General features: G+C 60.5%; 17 protein-coding genes and 1 tRNA gene. 14 read left to right on the forward strand and 4 right to left on the reverse strand.

What is annotated here, in order from left to right; all coding sequences use genetic code 11:
• Positions 1–48: 48 nt before the first annotated feature.
• Positions 49–2310: a TonB-dependent receptor gene (locus BDW41_RS20605; RefSeq protein WP_074551910.1), complete on the reverse strand. Its 2262-nt coding sequence runs from the start codon at positions 2308–2310 to the stop codon at positions 49–51.
• 206 nt (positions 2311–2516) lie between these two features.
• Here BDW41_RS20605 and BDW41_RS20610 point away from each other — a divergent pair, with 206 nt between their 5' ends.
• Positions 2517–7184 (forward strand): DEAD/DEAH box helicase, encoded by a 4668-nt coding sequence (locus BDW41_RS20610; protein ID WP_199535400.1) that lies wholly within the window; start codon positions 2517–2519, stop codon positions 7182–7184.
• A gap of 171 nt (positions 7185–7355) precedes the next feature.
• On the opposite strand, the gene BDW41_RS20615 is transcribed toward BDW41_RS20610, so the two are convergent.
• Positions 7356–7727, reverse strand: a complete 372-nt coding sequence (locus BDW41_RS20615) for a nuclear transport factor 2 family protein (RefSeq protein ID WP_074551908.1) — start codon at positions 7725–7727, stop codon at positions 7356–7358.
• A 169-nt stretch (positions 7728–7896) separates the two neighbouring features.
• On the opposite strand from BDW41_RS20615, the gene BDW41_RS20620 reads away from it, so the two are divergent.
• The 3 genes from BDW41_RS20620 (at position 7897) to BDW41_RS20635 (ending at position 10940) form a co-directional block, all read left to right on the forward strand.
• A tRNA-Ile gene (locus BDW41_RS20620) sits at positions 7897–7972 on the forward strand.
• 729 nt (positions 7973–8701) lie between these two features.
• Positions 8702–9631: a LysR family transcriptional regulator gene (locus tag BDW41_RS20630; protein WP_074551907.1), complete on the forward strand. Its 930-nt coding sequence runs from the start codon at positions 8702–8704 to the stop codon at positions 9629–9631.
• Positions 9632–9779: 148 nt separating this feature from the next.
• Complete coding sequence (locus tag BDW41_RS20635) at positions 9780–10940, forward strand: NAD-dependent formate dehydrogenase (protein WP_074551906.1); 1161 nt, start codon at positions 9780–9782, stop codon at positions 10938–10940.
• Positions 10941–11494: 554 nt separating this feature from the next.
• Here BDW41_RS20635 and BDW41_RS20640 read toward each other — a convergent pair.
• Both BDW41_RS20640 and BDW41_RS20645 read right to left on the reverse strand, forming a co-directional pair.
• Complete coding sequence (locus BDW41_RS20640) at positions 11495–12127, reverse strand: helix-turn-helix domain-containing protein (RefSeq protein ID WP_083337798.1); 633 nt, start codon at positions 12125–12127, stop codon at positions 11495–11497.
• Complete coding sequence (locus BDW41_RS20645) at positions 12040–13710, reverse strand: M28 family peptidase (RefSeq protein ID WP_158537018.1); 1671 nt, start codon at positions 13708–13710, stop codon at positions 12040–12042. Before BDW41_RS20645 ends, BDW41_RS20640 begins: the two co-directional genes overlap by 88 nt.
• A 141-nt stretch (positions 13711–13851) precedes the next feature.
• Here BDW41_RS20645 and BDW41_RS20650 point away from each other — a divergent pair, with 141 nt between their 5' ends.
• From BDW41_RS20650 to tatC, 10 genes are all read left to right on the forward strand, one after another.
• Positions 13852–14934, forward strand: coding sequence for an NmrA family NAD(P)-binding protein (locus BDW41_RS20650; RefSeq protein ID WP_074551903.1), 1083 nt, complete (start codon positions 13852–13854; stop codon positions 14932–14934).
• Between the two features lie 95 nt (positions 14935–15029).
• On the forward strand, positions 15030–15545 hold the full coding sequence (locus tag BDW41_RS20655) for a GNAT family N-acetyltransferase (protein ID WP_074551902.1): 516 nt from the start codon (positions 15030–15032) through the stop codon (positions 15543–15545).
• A gap of 78 nt (positions 15546–15623) precedes the next feature.
• Positions 15624–15932: a hypothetical protein gene (locus BDW41_RS20660; RefSeq protein WP_074551901.1), complete on the forward strand. Its 309-nt coding sequence runs from the start codon at positions 15624–15626 to the stop codon at positions 15930–15932.
• A 447-nt stretch (positions 15933–16379) separates the two neighbouring features.
• Entirely contained in the window at positions 16380–17639 is a 1260-nt protein-coding gene (locus BDW41_RS20665; RefSeq protein ID WP_074551900.1) for an oxalate decarboxylase family bicupin, read from the forward strand.
• Between the two features lie 87 nt (positions 17640–17726).
• Entirely contained in the window at positions 17727–19016 is a 1290-nt protein-coding gene (locus tag BDW41_RS20670) for an Nramp family divalent metal transporter (protein ID WP_074551899.1), read from the forward strand.
• 49 nt (positions 19017–19065) lie between these two features.
• A complete protein-coding gene (tatA, locus tag BDW41_RS23940; protein WP_074551898.1) occupies positions 19066–19293 on the forward strand; it encodes a twin-arginine translocase TatA/TatE family subunit in 228 nt (75 codons plus the stop codon).
• Positions 19294–19395: 102 nt separating this feature from the next.
• Positions 19396–19965 (forward strand): hypothetical protein, encoded by a 570-nt coding sequence (locus BDW41_RS20680; protein ID WP_074551897.1) that lies wholly within the window; start codon positions 19396–19398, stop codon positions 19963–19965.
• 23 nt (positions 19966–19988) lie between these two features.
• Positions 19989–20993 (forward strand): LysR family transcriptional regulator, encoded by a 1005-nt coding sequence (locus BDW41_RS20685; RefSeq protein ID WP_199535403.1) that lies wholly within the window; start codon positions 19989–19991, stop codon positions 20991–20993.
• Between the two features lie 81 nt (positions 20994–21074).
• Entirely contained in the window at positions 21075–21440 is a 366-nt protein-coding gene (tatB, locus tag BDW41_RS20690; RefSeq protein ID WP_074551896.1) for a Sec-independent protein translocase protein TatB, read from the forward strand.
• Positions 21427–22218 (forward strand): twin-arginine translocase subunit TatC, encoded by a 792-nt coding sequence (tatC, locus tag BDW41_RS20695; protein ID WP_074551895.1) that lies wholly within the window; start codon positions 21427–21429, stop codon positions 22216–22218. The genes tatB and tatC overlap by 14 nt, the downstream gene beginning before the upstream one ends.
• Positions 22219–22276 lie beyond the last annotated feature (58 nt).

The following is a 22276-nucleotide window of genomic DNA, read 5'->3' on the forward strand; positions in this document are numbered from 1 at the left end:
CGGCAAGCCGCTCCCTTGATGCACTGCACGATCGATTGCTTGCGCCGATCAGAAGTCCGCCTTGAACTCCACGCCGATGATGCGCGGGTCGTTGACGAACGCGGTGCGGTTGTCGAAGTCGATGGCACCGGTGATGTACTGCTTGTTGGTGATGTTGCGGCCGTACAGGGCGATTTCGCGCTTGCCGAAATCCCAGTTGTAGCCCACGCGCACTCCACCCTGCAGCATCGGCTTGCCGCGGAATTCCTCCGAGTCGTACAGGAAGAAATTCACTTCGCTGCGGTAGCTCCAGTCGGTGTAGATGAAGAACTCGCCGCTCTCGCCGTACGGGATGCCGTAGCGCGCGGTGAGGTTGCCGATCCACTTCGGCGCGTTAGGCAGCGAGTTGCCGTTGATCAGCGCGTTGCCGTTCGCATCCAGCGGATTGAGCACGGTGCAGCCCGCGCCGCACGGCGCCACCGCCAGGGTCGGGTCCTTCAGCTCGGTGTGGTTGTAGCTGCCGCCGGCGGTGAGCATGAAGTTCGGCGTGACGTACGCCTCCATGTCGAACTCGGCGCCGTGGCCGCGGGTCTCCTTCGCGTTCACCAGGCGCGTCACGTTCAGGTCGCCGCCCACCGCGGTGAGCTGCTGGTTGTGCATGGTGTAGTCGAAGATGTCCGCGTTGAAGCGCAGGCGGTTCTCGAGGCTGGTGGTCTTGATGCCCAGCTCGTACGACGTGATGGTTTCCGGCTTGGCCTGCGAGATGAAGTCCGCGAACAGCACGCGGCCCTGCACGCTGGGCGCGCGGAAGCCGTTGGCGATGCGGCCGTACACGTTGACGTTCTGGTTCACCGCCCAGGTGCCGGTGAGGTCGCCGCTCCAGCGCGAATCGTGCGGGTTGGCACTGAGCGACAGCGGGCCGCCGCCGATCGGCGACAGGATGCGATCCACGTGGAAGTCGCGCGAATCATGCGACCAGCGCGCGCCCGCGCGCACGTCGAAATCGTCGGTGAGGTGGTAGTCGGTGGAGCCGAAGAACGCATACGCGGTGGTCTTCTGCGACTGCTGCGCGTAACCATCCAGTGCATGGTTGTCGAGCGTGTTGTAGTCGTAGTTGACGATCGCGATATTTTCGTTGAAGTAGTACGCGCCCACCTGCCAGTTCAGGCGATCCTGCGGGTTGCTGGCCAGGCGCACTTCCTGCGTGACCTGGCGGTCGTGCGGCAGCGCATCGGCCGTTTCCGACGGGAACGGCGTCACGTACGGCAGCTGGCTGGCGTTGTGCGGAATGGCGATGCCGCCGTCCACGTCGCCCAGGCTGTACGTGTCAGCCTTCTCGAAGCCGGTGATGGAGGTGAGCGTGTAGTCACCCAGGTTCCAGGTGAGGTGCACGTTGCTGCCCCAGGTGAACAGGTGCTGGCGGTTGTTGCCGTCCTGGTACACCACGTTGCGGTCGAAGCCCTGCACCAGGCTGTCGCTGCCCAGCGGAATGGCGTTGGCGCGGTTCACCATGGCGCTGCCGTCGAGCCAGCGCGCATGCACGTTGATCAGCGCGTTGAAATCCTGCACGTCGTACATGGCCTGCAGGCGCACGGCGCGGTCGTTGTAGCCGCCCAGCGCGTCCTTCTTGCCGGTGTAGTCGTTGTCGATCCAGCCGTCGCGATGCTGCGCCAGCGCCGACACGCGGCCCGACCAGTTGCCGCCCAGCGAACCGCCCAGCGCGGCCTCGGCGTTCGCCGTGCCCTTGGTGCCGTACGAGGCCTTGGCGTAGCCGGTGGTTTCCTGGCTGGGCTTGGCCGAGTCGAACTTGATCACGCCGGCCGGCGAGTTGCGGCCGAACATGGTGCCCTGCGGGCCGCGCAGCACTTCCACCTGCTCCAGGTCGAACAGCGGGAAGCCCTTGAGGATGGGGTTTTCCTGCACGATGTCGTCGTACACCATCGACACCGGCTGCGACGCGTTGAGGTCGAAGTCGCTGTTGCCCAGGCCGCGGATGTAGAAGCGCGGGAATTCGCGGCCATACGAGGTCTCGGCATACACGCTCGGCGCGCGGCCGGCCAGCGCCAGCACGGTGTCGCCCGCCTGGCCGTAGTTGCCCAGCTGCTCCGGCGTCACCACCGTCATGGAGACCGGCACCTTCTGGATGTTCTCGACGCGCTTTTCAGCGGTCACGTTGACGGTTTCGAGCTGCACGGGCTTGCCGTTCTGGCTCTTGGCCGGCGCGGCGGCAGGCGGATTGGCGTCCTGTGCGAAAGCGGTGTTTCCCACGGCAAGGGCGCTGGCAATGGAAAGGGCGAGCAACGCGAAACGCGTCGGGCTGGCGGCGGTCATTGAGTTTCCCCAGAAATTTGGAAGGGCAAGAAGCAGGAAGAAGAGCAAGAAACAGCCGCTGGAACGGAGCTTTAGCGCGCGGCTTAACGATATTGTCACGTAATTCTGGCAGGGACAGAAGCGTAATTTCGTGCGATCCGTTGCCAAATGCCCTTGACAACCCCATGTCTCGGACTCTGAGAGCGCTTTGCGCGACACTTAAGTCCATGCCCCTGCACGATTTTCACCCGGCGGTGGCCGCGTGGTTCCAGGCCGCGTTTCCTGAACCGACGGCACCGCAAAAAGCCGCCTGGCCGTCCATACGGTCGGGCCAGCACACGCTGGTCGCCGCGCCGACAGGTTCGGGCAAGACACTCACCGCGTTTCTTTCCGCCATCGACGCATTGGTGCGCGAAGGCGTGGCCAACCACGGCACGCTGCCCGACGCCACCACGGTGGTGTACGTATCGCCGCTGAAGGCACTGTCCAACGACATCCGCATCAACCTGGAAGCGCCGCTGGAAGGCATCCGCGCCGAGCTGCGCAAGCTGGGCCTGCCGGACGTGGACATCCGCACCGCCGTGCGCACCGGCGACACGCCGCAGGCCGAGCGCAACGTGATGCGCAAGCAACCGCCGCACATCCTCGTCACCACGCCGGAGTCGCTGTACATCCTGCTCGGCTCCGAATCCGGCCGCGCGATGCTCAAGACCACGCGCACCGTGATCGTGGATGAAATCCACGCACTCGCCTCAAGCAAGCGCGGCGCGCATCTGGCGTTATCGCTGGAGCGACTGGAATCGCTGTGCCAGCGCCGCTTGCTGCGTATTGGCTTGTCCGCCACGCAAAAGCCCATCGAAGAAGTCGCGAAGTTCCTGGTCGGCAGCCACGCCACACTTCCCCCTCTCCCCGTTGGGGAGAGGGCCGGGGTGAGGGGTCAATCTAGCGACATCGTTCCAAAGAAACGCAAGCACGCTCCAAAAACACTTGGGGCAAGCCCCACCCCCTCAACCGACCCTTCGGGCCACCTTCTTCCCTTCGGGGAGAAGGACCACTGTGTCAACATCATCGACGTCGGCCACACCCGCCACCGCGACCTCGCCATCGAAGTTCCCCCCGTTCCCCTCGAAGCCGTCATGTCCAACGACTGCTGGGAACTGGTCTACAACCGACTCGCGCAACTGGTGGAGTCGCATCGCACCACGCTGGTGTTCGTCAACACGCGCCGCATGGCCGAACGCGTAGCGCGACATCTTTCCGAACGCCTCGGCAAGGAAGCCGTCGCCGCGCATCACGGCAGCCTGGCCAAGGAGCAACGCCTGGATGCCGAGCAACGCCTGAAGCGCGGCGACCTGCGTGTGCTCGTCGCCACCGCCTCGCTGGAACTGGGCATCGACATCGGCGATGTCGATCTCGTCTGCCAGATCGCCTCGCCACGCTCCATCGCCGCCTTCCTGCAACGCGCGGGACGCTCCGGCCATGCGGTAAACGGCACTCCCAAGGCGCGCCTGTTTCCCACCTCGCGCGACGACCTGGTGGAATGCACCGCACTGCTCGATTGCGTGCGCCGCGGCGAACTCGACACGCTGATCCAGCCGCCGCAACCGCTGGACGTACTCGCGCAGCAGATCGTGGCCGAAGTGGCCTGCCAGGAATGGAGCGAGGACGCGCTGTACGACACGCTGCGCGGCGCGCATCCGTATCGCGACCTGCCGCGCCAGCAGTTCGACGACACCGTGCGCATGCTCGCCGACGGCTTCACCACGCGGCACGGCCCGCGCGGCGCGTACATCCATCGCGACGCCGTGCACAAGCAACTGCGCGCGCGCCGCAATGCGCGCCTCACCGCCGTCACCTCCGGCGGCGCCATCCCCGACACCGCCGACTACCTCGTGGTGCTGGAGCCGCAGGCCACCATCATCGGCTCGGTCAACGAAGACTTCGCCGTGGAAAGCCTGGCCGGCGACATCTTCCAGCTCGGCAACAGCAGCTACCGCATCCTGCGCGTGGAGCGCGACCGCGTGCGCGTGGAAGACGCGCAAGGCGTGCCGCCGAATATCCCGTTCTGGCTGGGCGAGGCGCCGGGCCGCAGCGCCGAACTCTCGCACGGCGTGTCGCGCCTGCGCGAAGAGATCGCCACGCGGCTCGACGATGGCGGCGTGCCCGCTGTCATGCACTGGCTGATGCACACGCTGGGCCTGGGCGAAGCCGCCGCGCAGCAACTGGCCGACTACATGGCCGCCGCCAAGGCCGCGCTCGGCGTGTTGCCCACGCAGCACACGCTGGTGTTCGAGCGCTTCTTCGACGAATCCGGCGGCACGCAGCTGATCATCCACACGCCGTGGGGCAGCCGCATCAACCGCGCCTGGGGCCTGGCGCTGCGCAAGCGCTTCTGCCGCCAGTTCAACTTCGAGCTGCAGGCCGCCGCCACCGAAGATTCCATCGTGCTGTCGCTGTCCACCAGCCACAGCTTTCCGCTGGAAGAAGTGTCCCGCTACCTGCACTCCAACACCGCCGAGCACGTGCTGGTCCAGGCGCTGCTCGACGCACCGCTGTTCCCCGTGCGCTGGCGCTGGAACGCCACCACCGCGCTCGCGCTGCCGCGCTTCCAGGGCGGCAAGAAAGTGCCGCCGCCACTGCAGCGCATGAAGAGCGAAGACCTGCTCGCCACCGTGTTTCCCGATCAGGTCGCGTGCCTGGAGAACATCGTCGGCGAGCGCGAGATTCCCGACCATCCGCTGGTCAACCAGACCCTGCACGACTGCCTGCGCGAAGCGATGGACGTCGACGGCCTGCTGCACATCCTGCGCGGGCTGGAAGAGGGCAGCATCACCGTGGTCGCCCGCGACCTGGCCGCGCCCAGCCCACTCGCCGGCGAAGTGCTCAGCGCCGCGCCCTACGCGTACCTCGACGACGCCCCACTGGAAGAACGCCGCACGCAAGCCGTGCAATCCCGCCGCTGGAGCGACCCCGAAAGCGTCGACGACCTCGGCCGCCTCGATCCGGACGCCATCGCCTCCGTGCGCGAAGAAGCCTGGCCGCAGGTACGCAGCGCCGACGAAATGCACGAAGCCCTCACCATCCTCGGCGGCATCACGCAGGGCGAAGCGGATGCGAACGAAGGCTGGAACGCATGGCTCAAGTCACTCGCGGCAAATCATCGTGCGACGCGCCTTACTCCCTCTCCCCTCCGGGGAGAGGGCCGGGGTGAGGGGCCACTCTCGCCCCAGTCCAACACCTCAGCCAGTGGCACCCTCTGGACCACCGCCGAACACCTCCCCAAATGGCAGGCCGTCCACCCCGCTGCCACGCTCAACCCACCCATCGACGCCCCCGCCGACTACGCCGCACAAACGTGGTCCCGCGAAGACGCCCTGCTGGAACTCGTGCGCGCCCGCCTCACCGGCGCAGGCCCGATCACCGTCGCGCAACTTGCCGCCACGCTGCACGTCGACGCCAGCGACATTGACCTCACCCTGCTGCGCCTGCAATCCGAAGGCTACGTGATGCAGGGCCACTTCACGCCCGGCACACCCGAGGTGGAGTGGTGCGAACGCCATCTGCTCGCACGCATCCACCGCTACACCATCGGCCGCCTGCGCCGCGAGATCGAACCCGTCAGCCGTCGCGACCTGATGCGCTTCCTGTTCGACTGGCAACATGTCGCGCCCGGCGCACGCCTTACCGGCCCCGACGCGCTGCCCGCCGTGCTCACCCAGCTCGAAGGTTTTGAGGCCGCCGCCGGCGCGTGGGAAAGCGAACTGCTGCCCGCGCGCATCGACGACTACTCCATCACCTGGCTGGACGAACAGATCCGCGCCGGCCGCGTCAGCTGGAGCCGCCTGCGCAGCGGCAACGGCAGTGGCGGCGGCCCCGTGCGCGCCACGCCCATCGTGCTGCTGCCGCGCCGCAGCCTGCCCGTATGGACCCACGCGGCCGCCGCCGATGGCGAAGGGCAGGACGCCGCCGTCTCCTCCCGCGCCCAGGCCGTGCTCGACGCACTGCGCGACCACGGCGCGCTGTTCTTCGACGAACTGATGAGCGACACACACCTGCTGCGCACCGAACTGGAAGACGCCCTGGGCGAACTCGTCGCCGCCGGCCGCGTCACCGCCGACAGCTTCGCTGGCCTGCGCGCGTTGCTCGTCCCTGCCGCCAAACGCGACACCCACCGCCACCGCCGCCTGCGCCGCCACATGCTTACCGGCATCGAAGATGCGGGAAGGTGGTCCCTAGTAAGGTCAAACCGGAGTTCGCTTCTCCCCTTGCGGGCACGCGGGGAGGCGCCAGGGATGGCGCCGGTTTTGAGGAGCGAGGAGAAGCTGCCCGGCAGGGCTGAAGAGGGGGAGATGCTCGCCAAAGCCCCACCTACCTCAAACACAAAATTCGACCCAGACCACCTGGAACACATCGCCCGCAGCCTCCTCCGCCGCTACGGCGTCATCTTCTGGAAACTGCTCGAACGCGAAGCCCCCTGGCTGCCCAGTTGGCGCGAACTGCTGCGCGTCTACCACCGCCTGGAAGCCCGCGGCGAAATCCGCGGCGGCCGCTTCGTGGAAGGCCTGGTCGGCGAACAATTCGCCCTGCCCGAAGCCATCGCCCGCCTGCGCGCCATCCGCCAACAGGAACCGACCGGCGAACTCGTCCTCGTCAGCGGTGCCGACCCCCTGAACCTCGCCGGCACCGTACTGGCAGGCAACAAACTCCCCGCCGTCACCGGCACCCGCGTGCTCTACGAAGACGGCGTCCCCGTCGCCGCCTGGGTCGCCAACAAACCCCAATGGCTCGCCGAATCCACACCAGCCCAGCAACAACACTGGCGTAACGCGCTGCTGCGGAGGTCAGAGGCGGGCAGTTTGAAGGCCGATGCACAAGCCGCCGGCTTCAATGCCTAAGAAATAGTGTGGCGAGAAGGGAAAAGTAACGAGGGATCAGAACCGTCCCTCACCGTCAGTTCCCGCCCCACCGTCATTCCTGCGAAGGCAGGAATCCAGCGCCTTTGACTTGATTTTCGCCAAGCACACCGGGCGGCTTCTTGATCCCAGCAAGAGGCTGAAAAACAGCCCTTATTCGCTGTAATCTCCAATATAAACCAACAACCCATCCCTCTCCCGAAACTCACTGCGCCCATTCAACGTAATCGACTGCCCCGCCCGCACCCCATTGGGCAAGTCCACCGCAAACGTCCCGTCGAACAGAATGTGCGCCGTCGCCGTCCCATCCCGCTCCTCATAAGCCAGGATCAACTGCCGGCGCGCCGAAAACAGGAAACTGGAGCTCTCCGCCAGGTGCCGCAGCTCGTCCGCACCAAACGTCCGCACGCTCAGCACCCCCGCCGTGTAGTTCTCGAACACCACCTCGCGATGCATCGTCGCCACCATGCCGTCGACGTCCATGCGGTTATAGGCAGCCAGGTAACGCTCGATCAGCTCGCGCATGGCGCATCCTTCAAAAATCAGGCGCCAAACCCGGCGCGACAGCGCAAAGTCTACGTTACCCGCGCCACCGCGCCGAATTTCCAGCCAAACCCCACCCCCAACCCCGTCGACGCCCCCGCCATCCCCCGCTACCATGTCCGCCCCACACCGGCGCAACGCCGGCACGCATGGGCCTATAGCTCAACGGTTAGAGCAGGGGACTCATAATCCCTTGGTTGAAGGTTCGAATCCTTCTGGGCCCACCACATTTGGTTCAGCAAAATCCACGTGTGGCTGAAAGCATAAGTTGGCCGTTCTGGCCAAACTATGATTGAGCGTAAAGCATTGTTTGGCCGCGGGCTCGGTGGTGAGCTGCACATGGTCCGCGTTCGTCAGATCTTATTGGACGCGACCGATACTGGAACCCGGTGACGCCTGGTGCTACCAGCGACTAGTGGCAGTTTTGACACTTCTGGCTGGTAGCGGCGTTGACAGCTTTTGCTGGTAGCTACGGTGCACTAGGCCTGATGCGCGATCTCACATAGTTTGGCCGCTTGGCGCCGCATCGCGCCGAATTCCGGTCGGCTGCAGATCATGGGACGAAGTAGACGTCCTTCAATGTCCCATCATTTCGCTGGATCAGGCCCTTGGTCCGGAGGTTCGCAAGGATCTTTGAGGTCTTCGTGTAACGCCGATCGCTGCCAGCATAGACGATCTCGTGGAGCTCCCGAATAGTTGACGGTCCCCGCCGTAAGAGAACGTCAAAGATCCGCTTCTCGTTTGGGGGAATTTATCGAAACGACTCCCGGGACCTAAGTCGGCATGGATGCGTCCTAACCGTGGCTGGTCTCTCTTCCGTAACTCGGGAGATGCGGCACCGTTTATATGCTCCGAGATCCCAGTGACGCGGGCGTCCGCCCTTGATCTGAAGCAGGCATCGAGTAGTCTCACTGGCTTCGGACATTTCAGGCCTTTGGTGCCTCTGCGGGAGTTCCATGTTCGTCAGGCAACTGCAGTATCTCGTCGCACTGGCGGAGCATCGTCATTTTGCGCGGGCAGCGGAGGCGAGTTGGGTGTCCCAGCCAGCCTTATCTGCCGGCATACGCCAACTCGAGCGAGAGCTGGGCATCATGATCATCCTGCGCGACCGCCGATTTCAGGGCTTTACGCCCGAAGGCGAACGTGTACTGGCATGGGCGCGGCAAACACTCGCGTCCCTGGAAGGGTTGCGGCAGGAGGCGGCGCTGGCGCAAGTCGTGCCGGGCGGTCATCTCGCCATTGGCACAGTGCCGTCGGCGTTGCGGGCGGTGTCGATGCTGGCCAGCGAGTATCGACGGGCCATTCCCAAGCTTACGCTGGAAGTATTCTCGTTGAGCACGCGCGACATCCTGCATCGCCTGAAGAACAAGGATATCCATCTCGGCCTGGCCTATGCCGACGGCTGCGATGCAGCGACCTACGATGCCATGACCTTGTATCAGGAGCGTTTCGTGCTGCTGTTCAATGATAAGGCCGGTTTACCGGAACAGCGCTCCTTCACCTGGACTGAAGCTGCTCGCTTGCCGCTATGCCTGTTCAACCATGAAATGCAGAACCGGAAGATCGTTGAAAACGCGTTTCTCCAGGCACGCGTGGAACCCAACGTGGTGGTGGAAACCAACACGCTCAGCGTGCTCTACGAAGAAGTGCGCACGGGTGAGGTATGCAGCGTGGCGCCGGTAAGCGCCTTGCCAGACTACTTTCTCGCCAGCGGCATCCAAATTCGCCCGCTCGAGCCCCAGCAGATTTCACCCATGAGTCTGCTGCGCTTGCACGAAGAGTCGGCGCCCGCGTTGGTCAATGCGGCATGGGATATGGCGCCCCGGCTTGACCTACAGGGGCGCTTGGATGGCGTGTTGGAAGATGGCTGTTCCGGTATCCGGTGACCGCCGACCACGTGATGCAGCGCACGGCGCCTTGATAAGCGTCGCTTATCACGACATGTGATCAAACGATTGGCGATGCCCTGTGCTGCAGGGAGAGACTCCGCGTGCCCCGTGTCACTGACACGTTCCCCCGCATCGGAGTTTCATCATGGCCAAGATTGTTTGCGTGCTCTATCCCGACCCCGTCACCGGCTATCCGCCGGCTTACGCGCGCGATGACGTCCCCGTCATCAAGGGTTACCCCAATGGCCAGACGGTGCCCACGCCCAAGGGCGAACTCGGCTTCAAACCGGGCGAGCTCATCGGTTGTGTGTCGGGCGAACTTGGCCTACGCAAATACTTGGAGGCGAACGGTCACGAGCTGATCGTCACCAGTGACAAAGAAGGCGTCGACTCGGTGCTCGATAGGCACCTGCCCACGGCCGACGTAGTGATCTCCCAGCCGTTCTGGCCGGCCTACCTCACCGCCGAGCGCATCGCCAAGGCCAAGAACCTCAAACTGGCAATTACCGCCGGCATTGGCTCAGACCACGTGGATCTCAAGGCGGCCAGCGAACACGGCCTTACCGTGGCCGAAGTCACTTTCTCAAACAGCATCAGCGTGGCTGAGCACGTGATGATGACGGCGCTCTCGCTGGTGCGCAATTACCTTCCCTCGCATCAGATCGCCAACAATGGCGGCTGGAATATCGCTGACTGCGTCAGCCGAAGCTACGATATCGAAGGCATGCATTTCGGCACGCTGGCAGCCGGCCGTATCGGTCTTGCCGTACTTCGCCGCATGAAGCCCTTTGACGTTCACTTGCACTATTACGACCCGCATCGTTTGTCGCCGGAGATCGAGAAGGAGCTCAATGCGACCTTCCACGAAACGCCGGAATCGCTGTTGAAGGTCTGTGACATCGTCAATCTGCAGATGCCTTTGTATCCGTCTACGCAAGGCATGTTCGATGACAAGATGTTCGCGCTGATGAAGCGTGGCGCTTACCTTATCAACACGGCGCGAGGCGCGCTGTGCGACCGCGATGCGGTGGTTCGCGCGTTGGAATCAGGCCAACTGGCTGGTTATGGCGGCGACGTCTGGTTCCCGCAGCCAGCACCGATCGACCACCCGTGGCGCCGTATGCCGCATCAGGGTATGACGCCACATATCTCGGGCACCTCGCTCTCCGCTCAGGCGCGTTACGCGGCAGGGACGCTGGAAATCCTGGAGTGCTTCTTCGAGAAGAAGCCGATCCGGCCGGAATACCTGATCGTGGACGGCGGCAACCTTGCTGGCACAGGTGCGGCCTCGTACAAGTTGACCTGATGGCGTGTGGATGAAGCGATTGAAGATAATCCCGGGGCCAACGCTCCGGGGACATTCCCCGCCGCCCGACCACTTCCAAAGGGAAACTTTGCCCTGCGTGGCCTTCCCGGCGGCACGCTGACAATTTCACTCTTCGGCCTGTTTGGCAGCAGCATCCAGCATCTCGTACTGATCACCCCATTCGGGGCCTCGAGCGTGCTACAGCCTTTTCGCGCAGCCTCGCAATCTCGTTTGCGGTCACTTGCTTACCGATAGACGTCGTAAAGGCGTAAGTTGGCCGAACTCACGCTGCGAGTGAAGGAAGTTTGGCCATCAGGATAGTTTTGCAATTAGAAGTACGCCGAGGCGGCCGAACAGTTGATCCAGATCGTCGCGCCATGCGGTGACATGATGACCAGCATTCTTGTCGTAGGCCCCTGATCGGGTTGGATCCTGAGGCTTGTCATCACCAGCTAGCAATCGGGGCAGTGTGTTGATGGCAAGAAGACCTGTTTATGGTCTAAACCCGTGGGCCTCAAGATCCAAAAATTTAGGCTCTTCAAACGCCTGCCTTCTTATCGCGAACGACTCAAGCGACGTTTCGTGGCAGCACTGGACCCTTTTGCAGCCTTAAAGCTGAACCTCGGAGACCTAATGATCTCTCCCGACTTCCGATCACTGACGATTGGTTCTGCAAATTCGTTAGTCTCAGAATCCACCAGAACAATGCCGCGATCGATGGACTGGAAGTTCCGTTTTCCCCACGCAAATAGCGCGACCAGAACCGGACCAAAATCCTTTCCAAGCGGAGTCAATACGTACTCGAAACGTGGGGGACGCGCCAGATACTGGCGCTTCTCCAACAGGCCGCTGTCGACAAGAGCATTGAGCTTCCTTGTCAACATGGTCGGTGAGATTTCAAGGCTTTGATGGAAATCGTCGAAGCGTGAATATCCTTGGAGAGCATCACGTAGGATTAGGATGTTCCACCAATCACCAACATGCTCCAAAGCCAGAGCAACGGCGCAGTCCGTTCCCTTAAGGCTCTTTCTTCTCACCGCGTTCACCTTCAGTTGATATCTGAGCTCCAGTTTCTTAATTTGAGGCCTTCCGTTCAACCTTATAAGTTTGGCAACAGATCCTTGTGAACGTCCGTAACCGGCTTGCGTGTTGAGTTCGGAAAGCCAAACTCCGAGCCGGGAAGCCATGTTGGACGCTCGCCCCCCGAGGCGAACGCGCGGCCGACAGCCCGGTATACCTCAAGATCTTCGATAGCTCCCGTCCAATCCCAGTTTGGATCAAATGTATCTGCTGGCGTGTGATAGACATGTTGGAAGTAGTAGGCAAGCGTCATCCCCGTATTGCTGGTGGTGCGGCGTTGAAAGCCGCTACTAGCAAACAATGTGGGCACGCCGGCTCTGGCGAAGCTCAACTGATCGGACCGGTAATACAGGCCTTGCTCAGGAAATGCGTCTGGCGAAAGTTTTCGGCCTTGCTTGGTCGCCGTTGCGATAAATGGCGCTTCAAGCGTTGTCAGGCCAGGGTGAAGAATCATGACGTCGTTGGTTGGACCAAAAACATTCATAACATCAATATTGATCCCGCCCACAGTATCGGACAGCGGCAACGCAGGATGCTTAACATAATAGGCAGAACCTAGCAGTCCTTGCTCCTCGCCGGTGAAGGCAATGAAAAGTACTGATCGACGAAGTTTCGGCGAAGATGCAAACGAGCGTGCCAGCGATAGGACTCCTGCGACTCCACTGGCATTGTCTACCGCGCCATTGCAGATTCGGTGACCAAGGGATGCCGGCTCGCAAGTTCCAAGATGATCCCAGTGCGCACTAAAGAAGAAAGCCTCACTCGGGTCCGATTGGCCCGGCAAGATACCCACGACGTTCTCAGATTTGAACTTAGAAATAGTGTTTTTTAAGGTCACGGAAGCATGTAGTTGCATAGGAACTGGGTGAAATTCACGCGTTCCTGCATTCGACATCTGTGCTTCCAAATCTAGGCCAGCCAGATCGAAGACGTCTTTTGCTGACGACTGAGATATCCATCCTTCAACACTAGCGTGATCTTTGGGGTCGGAAGGATCGTCGATCTGGACCTTGGGGCCAGCATTTGTGTTGACGAGCACTTTGAACGGATAGCCTGCTGCGTCCGTACGATGAATGATTAGGGCTGCATTTGCACCATGCCGAGCAGCTTCCTCGAACTTGTAGGTATAGCGACCGTAGTAGCTGAGCCGCTTTCCTCCAAATGGCCCAGTGCTGTCGCTCGACTGCCAATCGGGATCGTTTACGAGCATGACTACCGTTTTTCCTCGGACGTCAGCTCCCTTGTAGTCGTCCCATCCAGCATCCGGCGCAACAATGCCGTAGCCCACGAACACCATTTCCGAGTCGTGGAGCGAAACAAGCGATTTCGGTGTCTTTGTCCAAACGACGACGTCGGATCCTTGATTCAATCTCAGGCTACCGTGATCGCTGGTAACTTCAAGAACAGGCGAGGTTGCGGGCGTTAGAGTTACCAAGGGGACGTCTTGAATCCAGCGCCCGTGGTAGCCAGGCTCGAGCCCGGCCCTCTTCATCTGAGCCCGGATGTACTCCACGGCATCTGCGGCCTGCGGCGTCCCCGGCATCCGACCTCCAAGTTGATCTGAAGCCAAGTACTTGGTGTCTTGACGCAGGCGCTCAACGTCAAAGTCACTGGCAGAGGCGACGGCCTTTGCTTGACTCACCAAGTTCAGTAGTGCCAATCCAAGTAGTGCCGCTGAACGCGATCTCACGGTCCTTTTCCTTGCAAGGCTAGTAACTCCCATGATAGTAGTTACGTCGTGGCGTATACGCAAGTGCGCGGCTGTGACCGCCATTAGGCCCGCCTGCTTGCTCATCTAGACGCCTACGCTCATCACCAAGTGGAGACAACGATGGCTTTATCGACCTCTCAGATCTTTGTTATCGGAGGCACAGGCGCCCAAGGCTTGCCTGTCATCAAGGCATTGGTCGCTGACGAAAAATACTCCGTACGATTTCTCAGCCGCGATCCAGATTCTCAGCGGGCGAAGTCACTGCAAGCCCTTGGCAATGTCACTAGCCTCAAGGGAACGTTCGCCGATGAAGCAGTGCTACGCGAAGGCTTTCGCGGATGTGATGGCGCCTTTGTCAATATTGACGGCTTTAACACGGGCGAAAAGACCGAGATGTATTGGGCCATTCGCTGTTACGAGATTGCGCTCGAAGAAGGGGTCAGGTTCTTTGTCTATGGGAATCTCGACTACGCCATAAAGAAGGGTGGCTACGATTCCAAGTTCCGAGTCGGTCATTACGACGGCAAGGGACGCATTGGCGAATGGATCCTATTTCAGAACCAAGCAAACGGCGGGAGGATGGGGGCCGCGTTGTTTACCAGTGGTCCCTATATGGAGATGGCTATCTCAGCAAGGACTCCAATGTCTCCAACTGTAGAGGACGGAGTTGTGACTTGGAGGGTACCGCTGGGCAGCGGCGCGGTCCCGCACGTCGCTCTCGATGACTGTGGATTCTATGTTCGCTGGCTGTTTGACAATGCAGATTCAGCGAATGGAATGAACCTGGAAGTCGCTATCGAACACGTTGACTACCAGAACCTCGCAGCCGCCTTCGAAAAGGTGACCGGGCATCCGGCGCGATACATCGATACAGACATCTCTTCCTACTGGAACGGTCCGCTCAAAGTAGCCGCAGGTCTTTCTGCGGGATACAACGCGGACATTGCTGATAAAAGTACGATGAGCTTTCGTGACAATTTCACAGGCTTTTGGAATGTATGGAAGCATGGGGTAGTTCAGAGAGACTACGAGCTTCTAGATCGAATTCATCCGCAAAGGGTCCGAAGCGTCGAGGATTGGCTTAAGCGAGAGGATCAGCGCGGAAGAGAGCTTGGCAAGGGAGGTCTTTGGGAGCGAATTCAACCAGAGAACATCACTCCCATTCTTAAGCTTAGTGAAGATAGAGGACGAGGCATCTTGTAAGGCTTACGTCGACTCCGTCGGACTTACTGCAGCGGGCAAGTGAAGACTGCACTTGCTCAACCCTCTCAATCTTCGAAATGCATCGAGGTGCTCGGATGAGCGATATCTCAATCAGCGCTATGCGGCCAAGCGAGACTGTCCGTTTTGGCGAAATATGGATCCCATGGCTCAGAGATTCGATGGGTAGAGCTCCCGAGCAGGAAGATTTGCGGATCATGGCATCCCCACTTACTTACTATCGCGAACAGGGCGGCGAAGTATTCGTCGCTCGCTTGAAGAACGAAGTTGTCGGCGTAGTTGCGGTAAAGAGCATTGGAGGCGGCAATTATGAGTTCGCCAAGCTCGTGGTCCACGAAGTAGCCAGGGGCCTGGGGATCGGGCGGCTGTTAGTACAACGCTGCTTGATTTTTGTGAGTGAGTGCGCGGGAAAAGCACTATATCTGCAGTCGTTTTATGCCCTAGATACGGCGATTCAACTCTATAAAAGGATGGGATTCGTCCAGGTTGATGCCCCCGATGGCATGCATGTTCTTGCTAGAACGGAAATTGTGATGAAAGCACAGAGAAACACTTCATCGGCCATGAATTTTTCCAAGTATTCCAGCGAATGAACGACGTTTTACACCCTGTCGCCGGTGGTCACAGTCACCTCCAGAAGGCTCCTTCATAAAACGATAGCGTCGAATTCTATGGTGGTTTGCAAGAGCAGCTTCTTCCGCGCCGTGTCGTCGACGCCAGATGATGATCTGTATGCATCGATGCAGATAGTCGTGCCAAATATCCAAGCGAATGCTGAACTGGTCATCGCGCGGCTTGGAACGATGGACTCGATTCTTCTGCCAATTTTTGTCAGCGGTGACAAGCATGTCCTCAGTGATCTCTTGGGCGGACTTCCAAACCCGATCGTCATCATGCTCGCGGGAAAGGCATCTCTGCTCTTCTTGCTGACGCCGATGCTCCTGGGCGTGAGCCTGCTGCTTGCCAGGCGCTGGCCTTGAATAACCTGGGTGGCCGGCGCTGGCCAGTTCGATGGTGGTGAGCGCCTGAGGTCGGGGATCACCTGCGTGGTTCGCCACCCCTACGATGAAAAGGGCCGGCCGCCTGATGGGCGGCCGCTTTCGTTTATGCGCTTTCATAACGAGGCCCAGCCCGTGGGAGTTGGCTACATCGCTATGCCATCGAGAGGGCAGCCTGCACACGGGAGATCGATCCATAGAGCTTTCCCTATGGATGACAAAAAAAATCCCGAATATCGCAAGCGCAGGACGATCCCTATGATCGTTTCAGCTCCTGAAGCAACGGCCGCGATCACGTAGGCGTCCTTCAGCAGCCCATGCACGCATTCGTCCTAGAGGGACCTCGCGTGAATCTAAGCAAGCCCCGTTTGCTGAAGCTCCCTGGAGCGCTTGCAGGTAGACGTGTGGCTGATGGCATAGGACACGACCATGACCGACATTACCCGCCGCAAGCTCTTGGTGAACGCGGCCGCATCAGCCGCTGCGCTCGGCGTCGCGGCATCCGCCAAGGCTTTCCCCACCTTCGGTAATCCCGATCGTCCGCCCGAAGGACGCATCAACGCCAAGAGCCCCAGCAGCTTGTCCGATCCGGGTCCCCAGAACCCGGCCATCGCCAATCAGTTTCCCTCTTTCCAGGATCCACCGGCAACCGATATCAATGGCATGCCGCTGTTCTGGGCATCGTTCAACAACGCGCACAAGCGTTACCAGAATGGCGGCTGGGCGCGCGAAGTGACTCAGGACGACTTTGCCATCTCCGAAGACATTTCGGGCGTGAACATGCGCCTTGCCGCCAATGGCATTCGCGAGATGCATTGGCACCAGCAAGCCGAATGGGCGATCATGCTCAACGGCAAATGCCGCATTACCATCCTTGATGCGCAAGGACGTCCGCAAGTTGCTGATGTCAAAACGGGCGATCTCTGGTATTTCCCGCCCGGCTTGCCGCACTCCTTGCAAGGCCTTGGCCCGGATGGCGCAGAGTTTTTGCTTGCCTTCGACAATGGCCGCTCTTCGGAATTCAACACATTGCTGTTGACCGACTGGATCGCTCACACGCCGCCAGACATCCTCGCCGCCAATTTCGGTGTTCCAGCTGAAGAGTTCAAGAATATCCCGCTGGACAATCTATGGATTTTCCAGGGCAAGGACCCCGGACCCCTCTCCAGTGCGCAAAGCGCCGCGCAATCGCCGTTGGGCGCACCGGAACATCCGTTTATCTTCTCGCTCGGCGACATGACGCCGAACAAGCAGACGCGCGGCGGTACCGTGCGGATTGCCGACAGCAGTAACTTCAAGGTGTCCACCACCGTCGCTGCGGCGCTTGTCACGGTCAAGCCTGGTGGCATGCGCGAGCTTCACTGGCACCCCAATGCCGACGAGTGGCAGTACTACATCGCCGGCGAAGCACGCATGACCGTGTTCGACACGGGTCCGAAGGCTGCCACCGCCGATTTCCGTGCCGGCGACATCGGCTACGTCAAGAAGAGTCTCGGTCACTACGTGCAGAACACTGGCAAGACCGACCTGGTCTTCCTGGAGATCTTCAAGTCCGACCATTATGCGGAAGTCTCGCTGTCGGACTGGTTGAAGCACACGCCGCCCCAGCTCGTGCAGGAACACCTCGGCATCGACCCGAAAGTCCTCGCTGGCATTCCCGAAGTACGCGCCGACGTGCTTCCCCTCTAGCCATACCACCTGATCGCGACGGAGCGCCGTGGTGCTCCGTCGCGTGGCCGCCGCCGCGCACTATTCAGAGAGGGCGAATCAGTGAATATGTACTCCGAGTCAGCGACGTTAGTGACCGCCGCAGCACCCGCGGGATATATCGACCTGGCAACACAAGAGGCGCTGCGCGGCAAACGGGCTGGCGTCAAGGCGCTTTGGCCGTTCATCGGCCCCGCTGTGATCGCCTCTGTGGGCTATATGGACCCAGGCAATTTCGCCACGAATATTCAGGCGGGTTCGCGGTACGGCTATCGGCTACTTTGGGTGGTGCTGGCCGCCAATCTGATCGCCATGCTGTTTCAGGCGATGTCCGCCAAGCTGGGCATCGTGACTGGGCGGAATCTCGCGCAACTGTGCCGGCAGCATTTTTCCAGCCGCGTCGTCATCGGCATGTGGATCGCTTCCGAGCTGGCCGCCATCGCGACCGACTTGGCGGAATTTCTCGGTGGTGCGATCGGCTTGTCACTGCTATTCCATCTCTCGATGTTGGCGTCGCTCGTTCTGACCGGTGTAGCGACATGCGCCATCGTGTCGTTGGACAAGCGCGGTTTCAGGCCGCTGGAGATCGTCATCATTGCGCTGGTGGCCGTCATCGGCCTGAGTTACCTCGCGGAGCTGGTGATCGTTCCTTCGGACTGGCATGCAGTGCTCTACCACTCGGTAATGCCTGAGCTGCCTGACCATGACTCCGTGCTTCTGTCGGTAAGTATCGTCGGCGCGACGATCATGCCGCATACGCTTTACCTCCATTCGAGCCTGACGCAGCAACGCACCGTGGCGTGCGGCGACGCGGAGCGTCGAAAGCTGTTGGGTTTTTCCAATAAAGAAGTGGTCGTCGCACTGGGTGTTGCAGGCGCGATCAATATGGCGATGGTCGTCATGTCGTCCAATGCATTCCATCTCAGCGCACCGGCAACGGCCGATATAGCCAGCGCTTATCGCACGCTTGGCCCAGCACTGGGTGCGGGTGCCGCCGGCCTCTTCCTGGTTTCGCTGATCGCATCAGGCGTATCAAGTTCGGCCGTGGGCACCATGGCCGGCCAAGTGATCATGCAGGGTTTCGTGGGGTATCGCATTCCGGTCTGGCTGCGCCGCGCCATCACCATGGTGCCGGCATTCGTGGCAGCGCTGTACTTCGACCCTGTTCGTTCGATGATTTTCAGCCAGGTCGTCTTGAGCTTCGTGCTGCCACTACCACTCGTCGCACTGGTGGTTCTCTCCTCGAGACGTTCGGTCATGGGGGAGTTCAAAACAACGACTTCTACGCTGTTGGCGGCCTCCTTGTTCACCGTACTGATCATCGCGCTCAACGCAGTTCTCCTGATTGGATTGCTTTGACTGGCGCGCAGTCTGAATTCATTCCCTTTAGCTCACCGAGATACACATCATGGGTTCGTTTAGCGCTTTTCATTGGGTTGTCGTGCTCGCCGTCGTCGTGCTGGTCTTTGGAACGGGAAAGCTTCGCTCCATCGGCAGTGACCTCGGCGCCGCGGTCAAAGAGTTCAAGAAGAATATCGATGACGAAAAGCCAACGCTGGCCATCACCGATCCGCTAGAGCGCAAACCTGTATCGCCAATGGATACAAGCGCAGCCAAGTCGAAGCAAGAAGCTTGAGCCCCGTGGTTTGGAGCTGAGGCTCCTGCACCCAAGCTCCGCTACCTACGTCGCTTCTCATTCCCCAGATTTCCTCCACCTATTCCAAAGAAGGATATGTTTATGTCCAGGTTCTCCCGGCCTCGCCCGATCAGCGCCCGCATCAAAGGCCCCGTGGCGCTCATCCTCACCATGCTTGTCACAGGCTGCTCGGGCGTCTTGCAGACCACCTGGTCCCAACCCTCGGATACGGTTCAAACGTGGGCCCCGTCGATGGATACCCTTCCCGTGCAAGTTCATCAGCAGTCGTCAGAGCCAGGCGCTGTGGTTACACCGATGGCCGCACCCCATCTGACGTTCGTTACCGCATCCAGTGCGGCCAGCGTTCCATCGAATGTCGGCGAATTTGCTGCCCGCCGCGTGGTGCTGTACGTGGGCGGCGAGCAGGTCCCCACGCCGGAGACCTATTGCAAGACAACGGCCACTCTTTACTCGCTACCCAAGGCGCAAGGTGTCCTTGTCGCCGCGGCACTGTGCGACGGGAGTCGGCTGGTCGACAGCTACCGCCGCGTCTACAGCGCTAGCGACATCCAGCAACAAGGCTGGGGCAAGGTGGTCAAAACGATGAAATCCAAGCTGCTCTGGGGACTCTCCTCGCAGTCGGAGTTCTCGGACCTTAGTTACAACGGCTGATACCGAGCCCTGGTGCCGATGCCGTGATCGCGCGCGTGAACTTGGGCCCTGAGCGCCAGACCGTCTGGCGCCTTGCCGGCGTTCGATATAATGTAACGCAGGTGAGAAATGCCACACTTCGCCAGCTCAGAACCTTTGTGATTGTCGCGCGCAGACAGAGTTTTTCGCGCGCCGCCGAGGAGCTGCACCTAACCCAGCCTGCCGTCTCCGAGCATATCAAGCAGCTTGAAATGCATGTGGGTGCCCCTCTATTCGAAAAGTTGGGCAAGCGTATCTTCCTGACGCGGGCCGGTGAGGAGATGCTGAGGCATAGCCACGACATCATCGAGCAGTTCGCCAAAGCCGAAGCGGCGATGGAGCGTGTTAGAAACACCTCGGAGAACCGTCTTCGCGTTGGCATGATTACCGCGGGTGGCTATCTGTTCCCCCACATGCTGGGTGTGTTCATGCGCGAGCACGAAGGTATCGAACTGGAAGTGGTCGTTCAGAACCACGACGGGTTGATGCAACAGCTCGATGAAAACCTGATGGACATCGCCGTGATGGTGGGCGCCTCGAAGAACGCTGCCGTCGTTAGCCAACCGTTTGCACCCCATCCTTTCGTGATTGTCGCTGCGCCCGACCATCCCCTCGCGCAGGCCAGGCGCATCGCTCTGCCCACCTTGGCGAAAGAGCGTTTCCTCGTGCGTGAAGTGGGTTCCGACACCTGGAAAATGATGAAGCAGCGCCTGCTCGACGAGCTGGATGGGCCTGTAGCGACGCTCGAGATAGCCAGCACCGAGGCGATCAAGCAAGGCGTCATCGCCGGCCTGGGAGTGAGCTTTTTGTCGTCGCACACCATTGGAGCCGAGTTGGAGGCTGGCGTGCTGACGGTGTTGGATGTTGACGGTTTTCCGGTGATGGATCATTGGCAGATGGCTTATCGCGCCGACAAGCGACTCAGCGGCGTTGCTCTGGCCTTCAAGGACTTCCTGCTCAACGAAGGCGCAGCGCACATTTTGCGGTTTTCGAAGCAGCGCTCGCCATAAGCATTCCTCTAGTCCAACCAAAGGCGTCGTCGATGCTCAGGTTGGACATCAGCGCAACCTCTGCGCCGTTTAAGGAAATTTATGATTGAGATCGACTTTGGCAAGCTGATATTGCTCGCGCTCGTCGCATTGATTGTGCTGGGTCCGGAAAAGCTTCCTCACGCTGCGCGCACCGCGGGCGCGTTGATGCGCCGTGTGCGGACCGGCTGGAATAACGTCAAGGACGAAGTCGAGCGCGAACTCCAAGTGGAGGACATGCGTCGCCAGGCTCGAGAGGCCGCGGCGACAGCGCAAACGGTACGCGATCAATGGCAGCAGACGTTGCACGGCGTGCACTCTGGCGTCGATGCTTCGATCTCGCCGTCGATGCCAGTAGAAGAGGGCATTGCGACCGAACGGCCGTTGACCAGCACGATGGCGCAGGAGATGTCGCGTGGAAGCACTTAAGCACGATATCGCCGACAGCGGCTTGGAGCAGAGCCTGTTCTCGCACCTGATCGAGCTGCGCTCGCGGCTCATGCGTGCCACCGTCACCGTGCTGGTGGTATTGGGAGCGCTGGCGCCGTTCGCTAATCGCCTTTACAGCCAGCTGTCTGCGCCGTTGATCTCGCGCCTGCCACGGGGCGCGCACCTGATCGCAACGGAAGTGGCTAGCCCGTTTGTCACGCCATTGAAGCTGGCTTTCTACGCGGCTTTGTTCGTCAGCATGCCAATGATCGTGTATCAGCTTTGGGCATTCGTGAGACCTGCGCTCTACCGCAATGAAAGGCGATTGGCGCGACCGCTGCTGATGGCAGCCTTGCTGCTTTTCTATCTTGGCTGCGGGTTTGCCTACTGGCTGGTGCTCCCCGCCGCGTTCCGGTTTATTACATCGGTAACGCCCCAGGGCGTGGCGATGATGACGGATATCAACCACTACCTTGATTTCGTGATGCTGATGTTCTTTGCCTTCGGCTTGTGCTTTGAAGTACCCGTGGCCGTCGTCATCCTTGCCATCATCGGTGCGGTGAATCTCGAGCAACTGCAAAGTGGTCGACGCTACGCCGTTGTCGGTGCATTCGCCATTGCTGCCTTCATCACACCGCCGGACATCACCTCGATGATCATGCTGGCAGTTCCGATGTGCGTGCTCTACGAGCTTGGTGTATGGGCCGTGCGCTGGCTTCCTCGGACAGATTCTGCTCAAGGTGACCTGCCCCCAGGTTTCCGTGCCAATCTGATCTAAGTAGAGTCCGTCATAACGACGAGGACGGACATGAAGAAGCGTTTTACCGACGAACAGA

It is taken from the genome of Dyella sp. AtDHG13, from assembly GCF_003201105.1.
Lineage (GTDB): Bacteria > Pseudomonadota > Gammaproteobacteria > Xanthomonadales > Rhodanobacteraceae > Dyella > Dyella jiangningensis_B.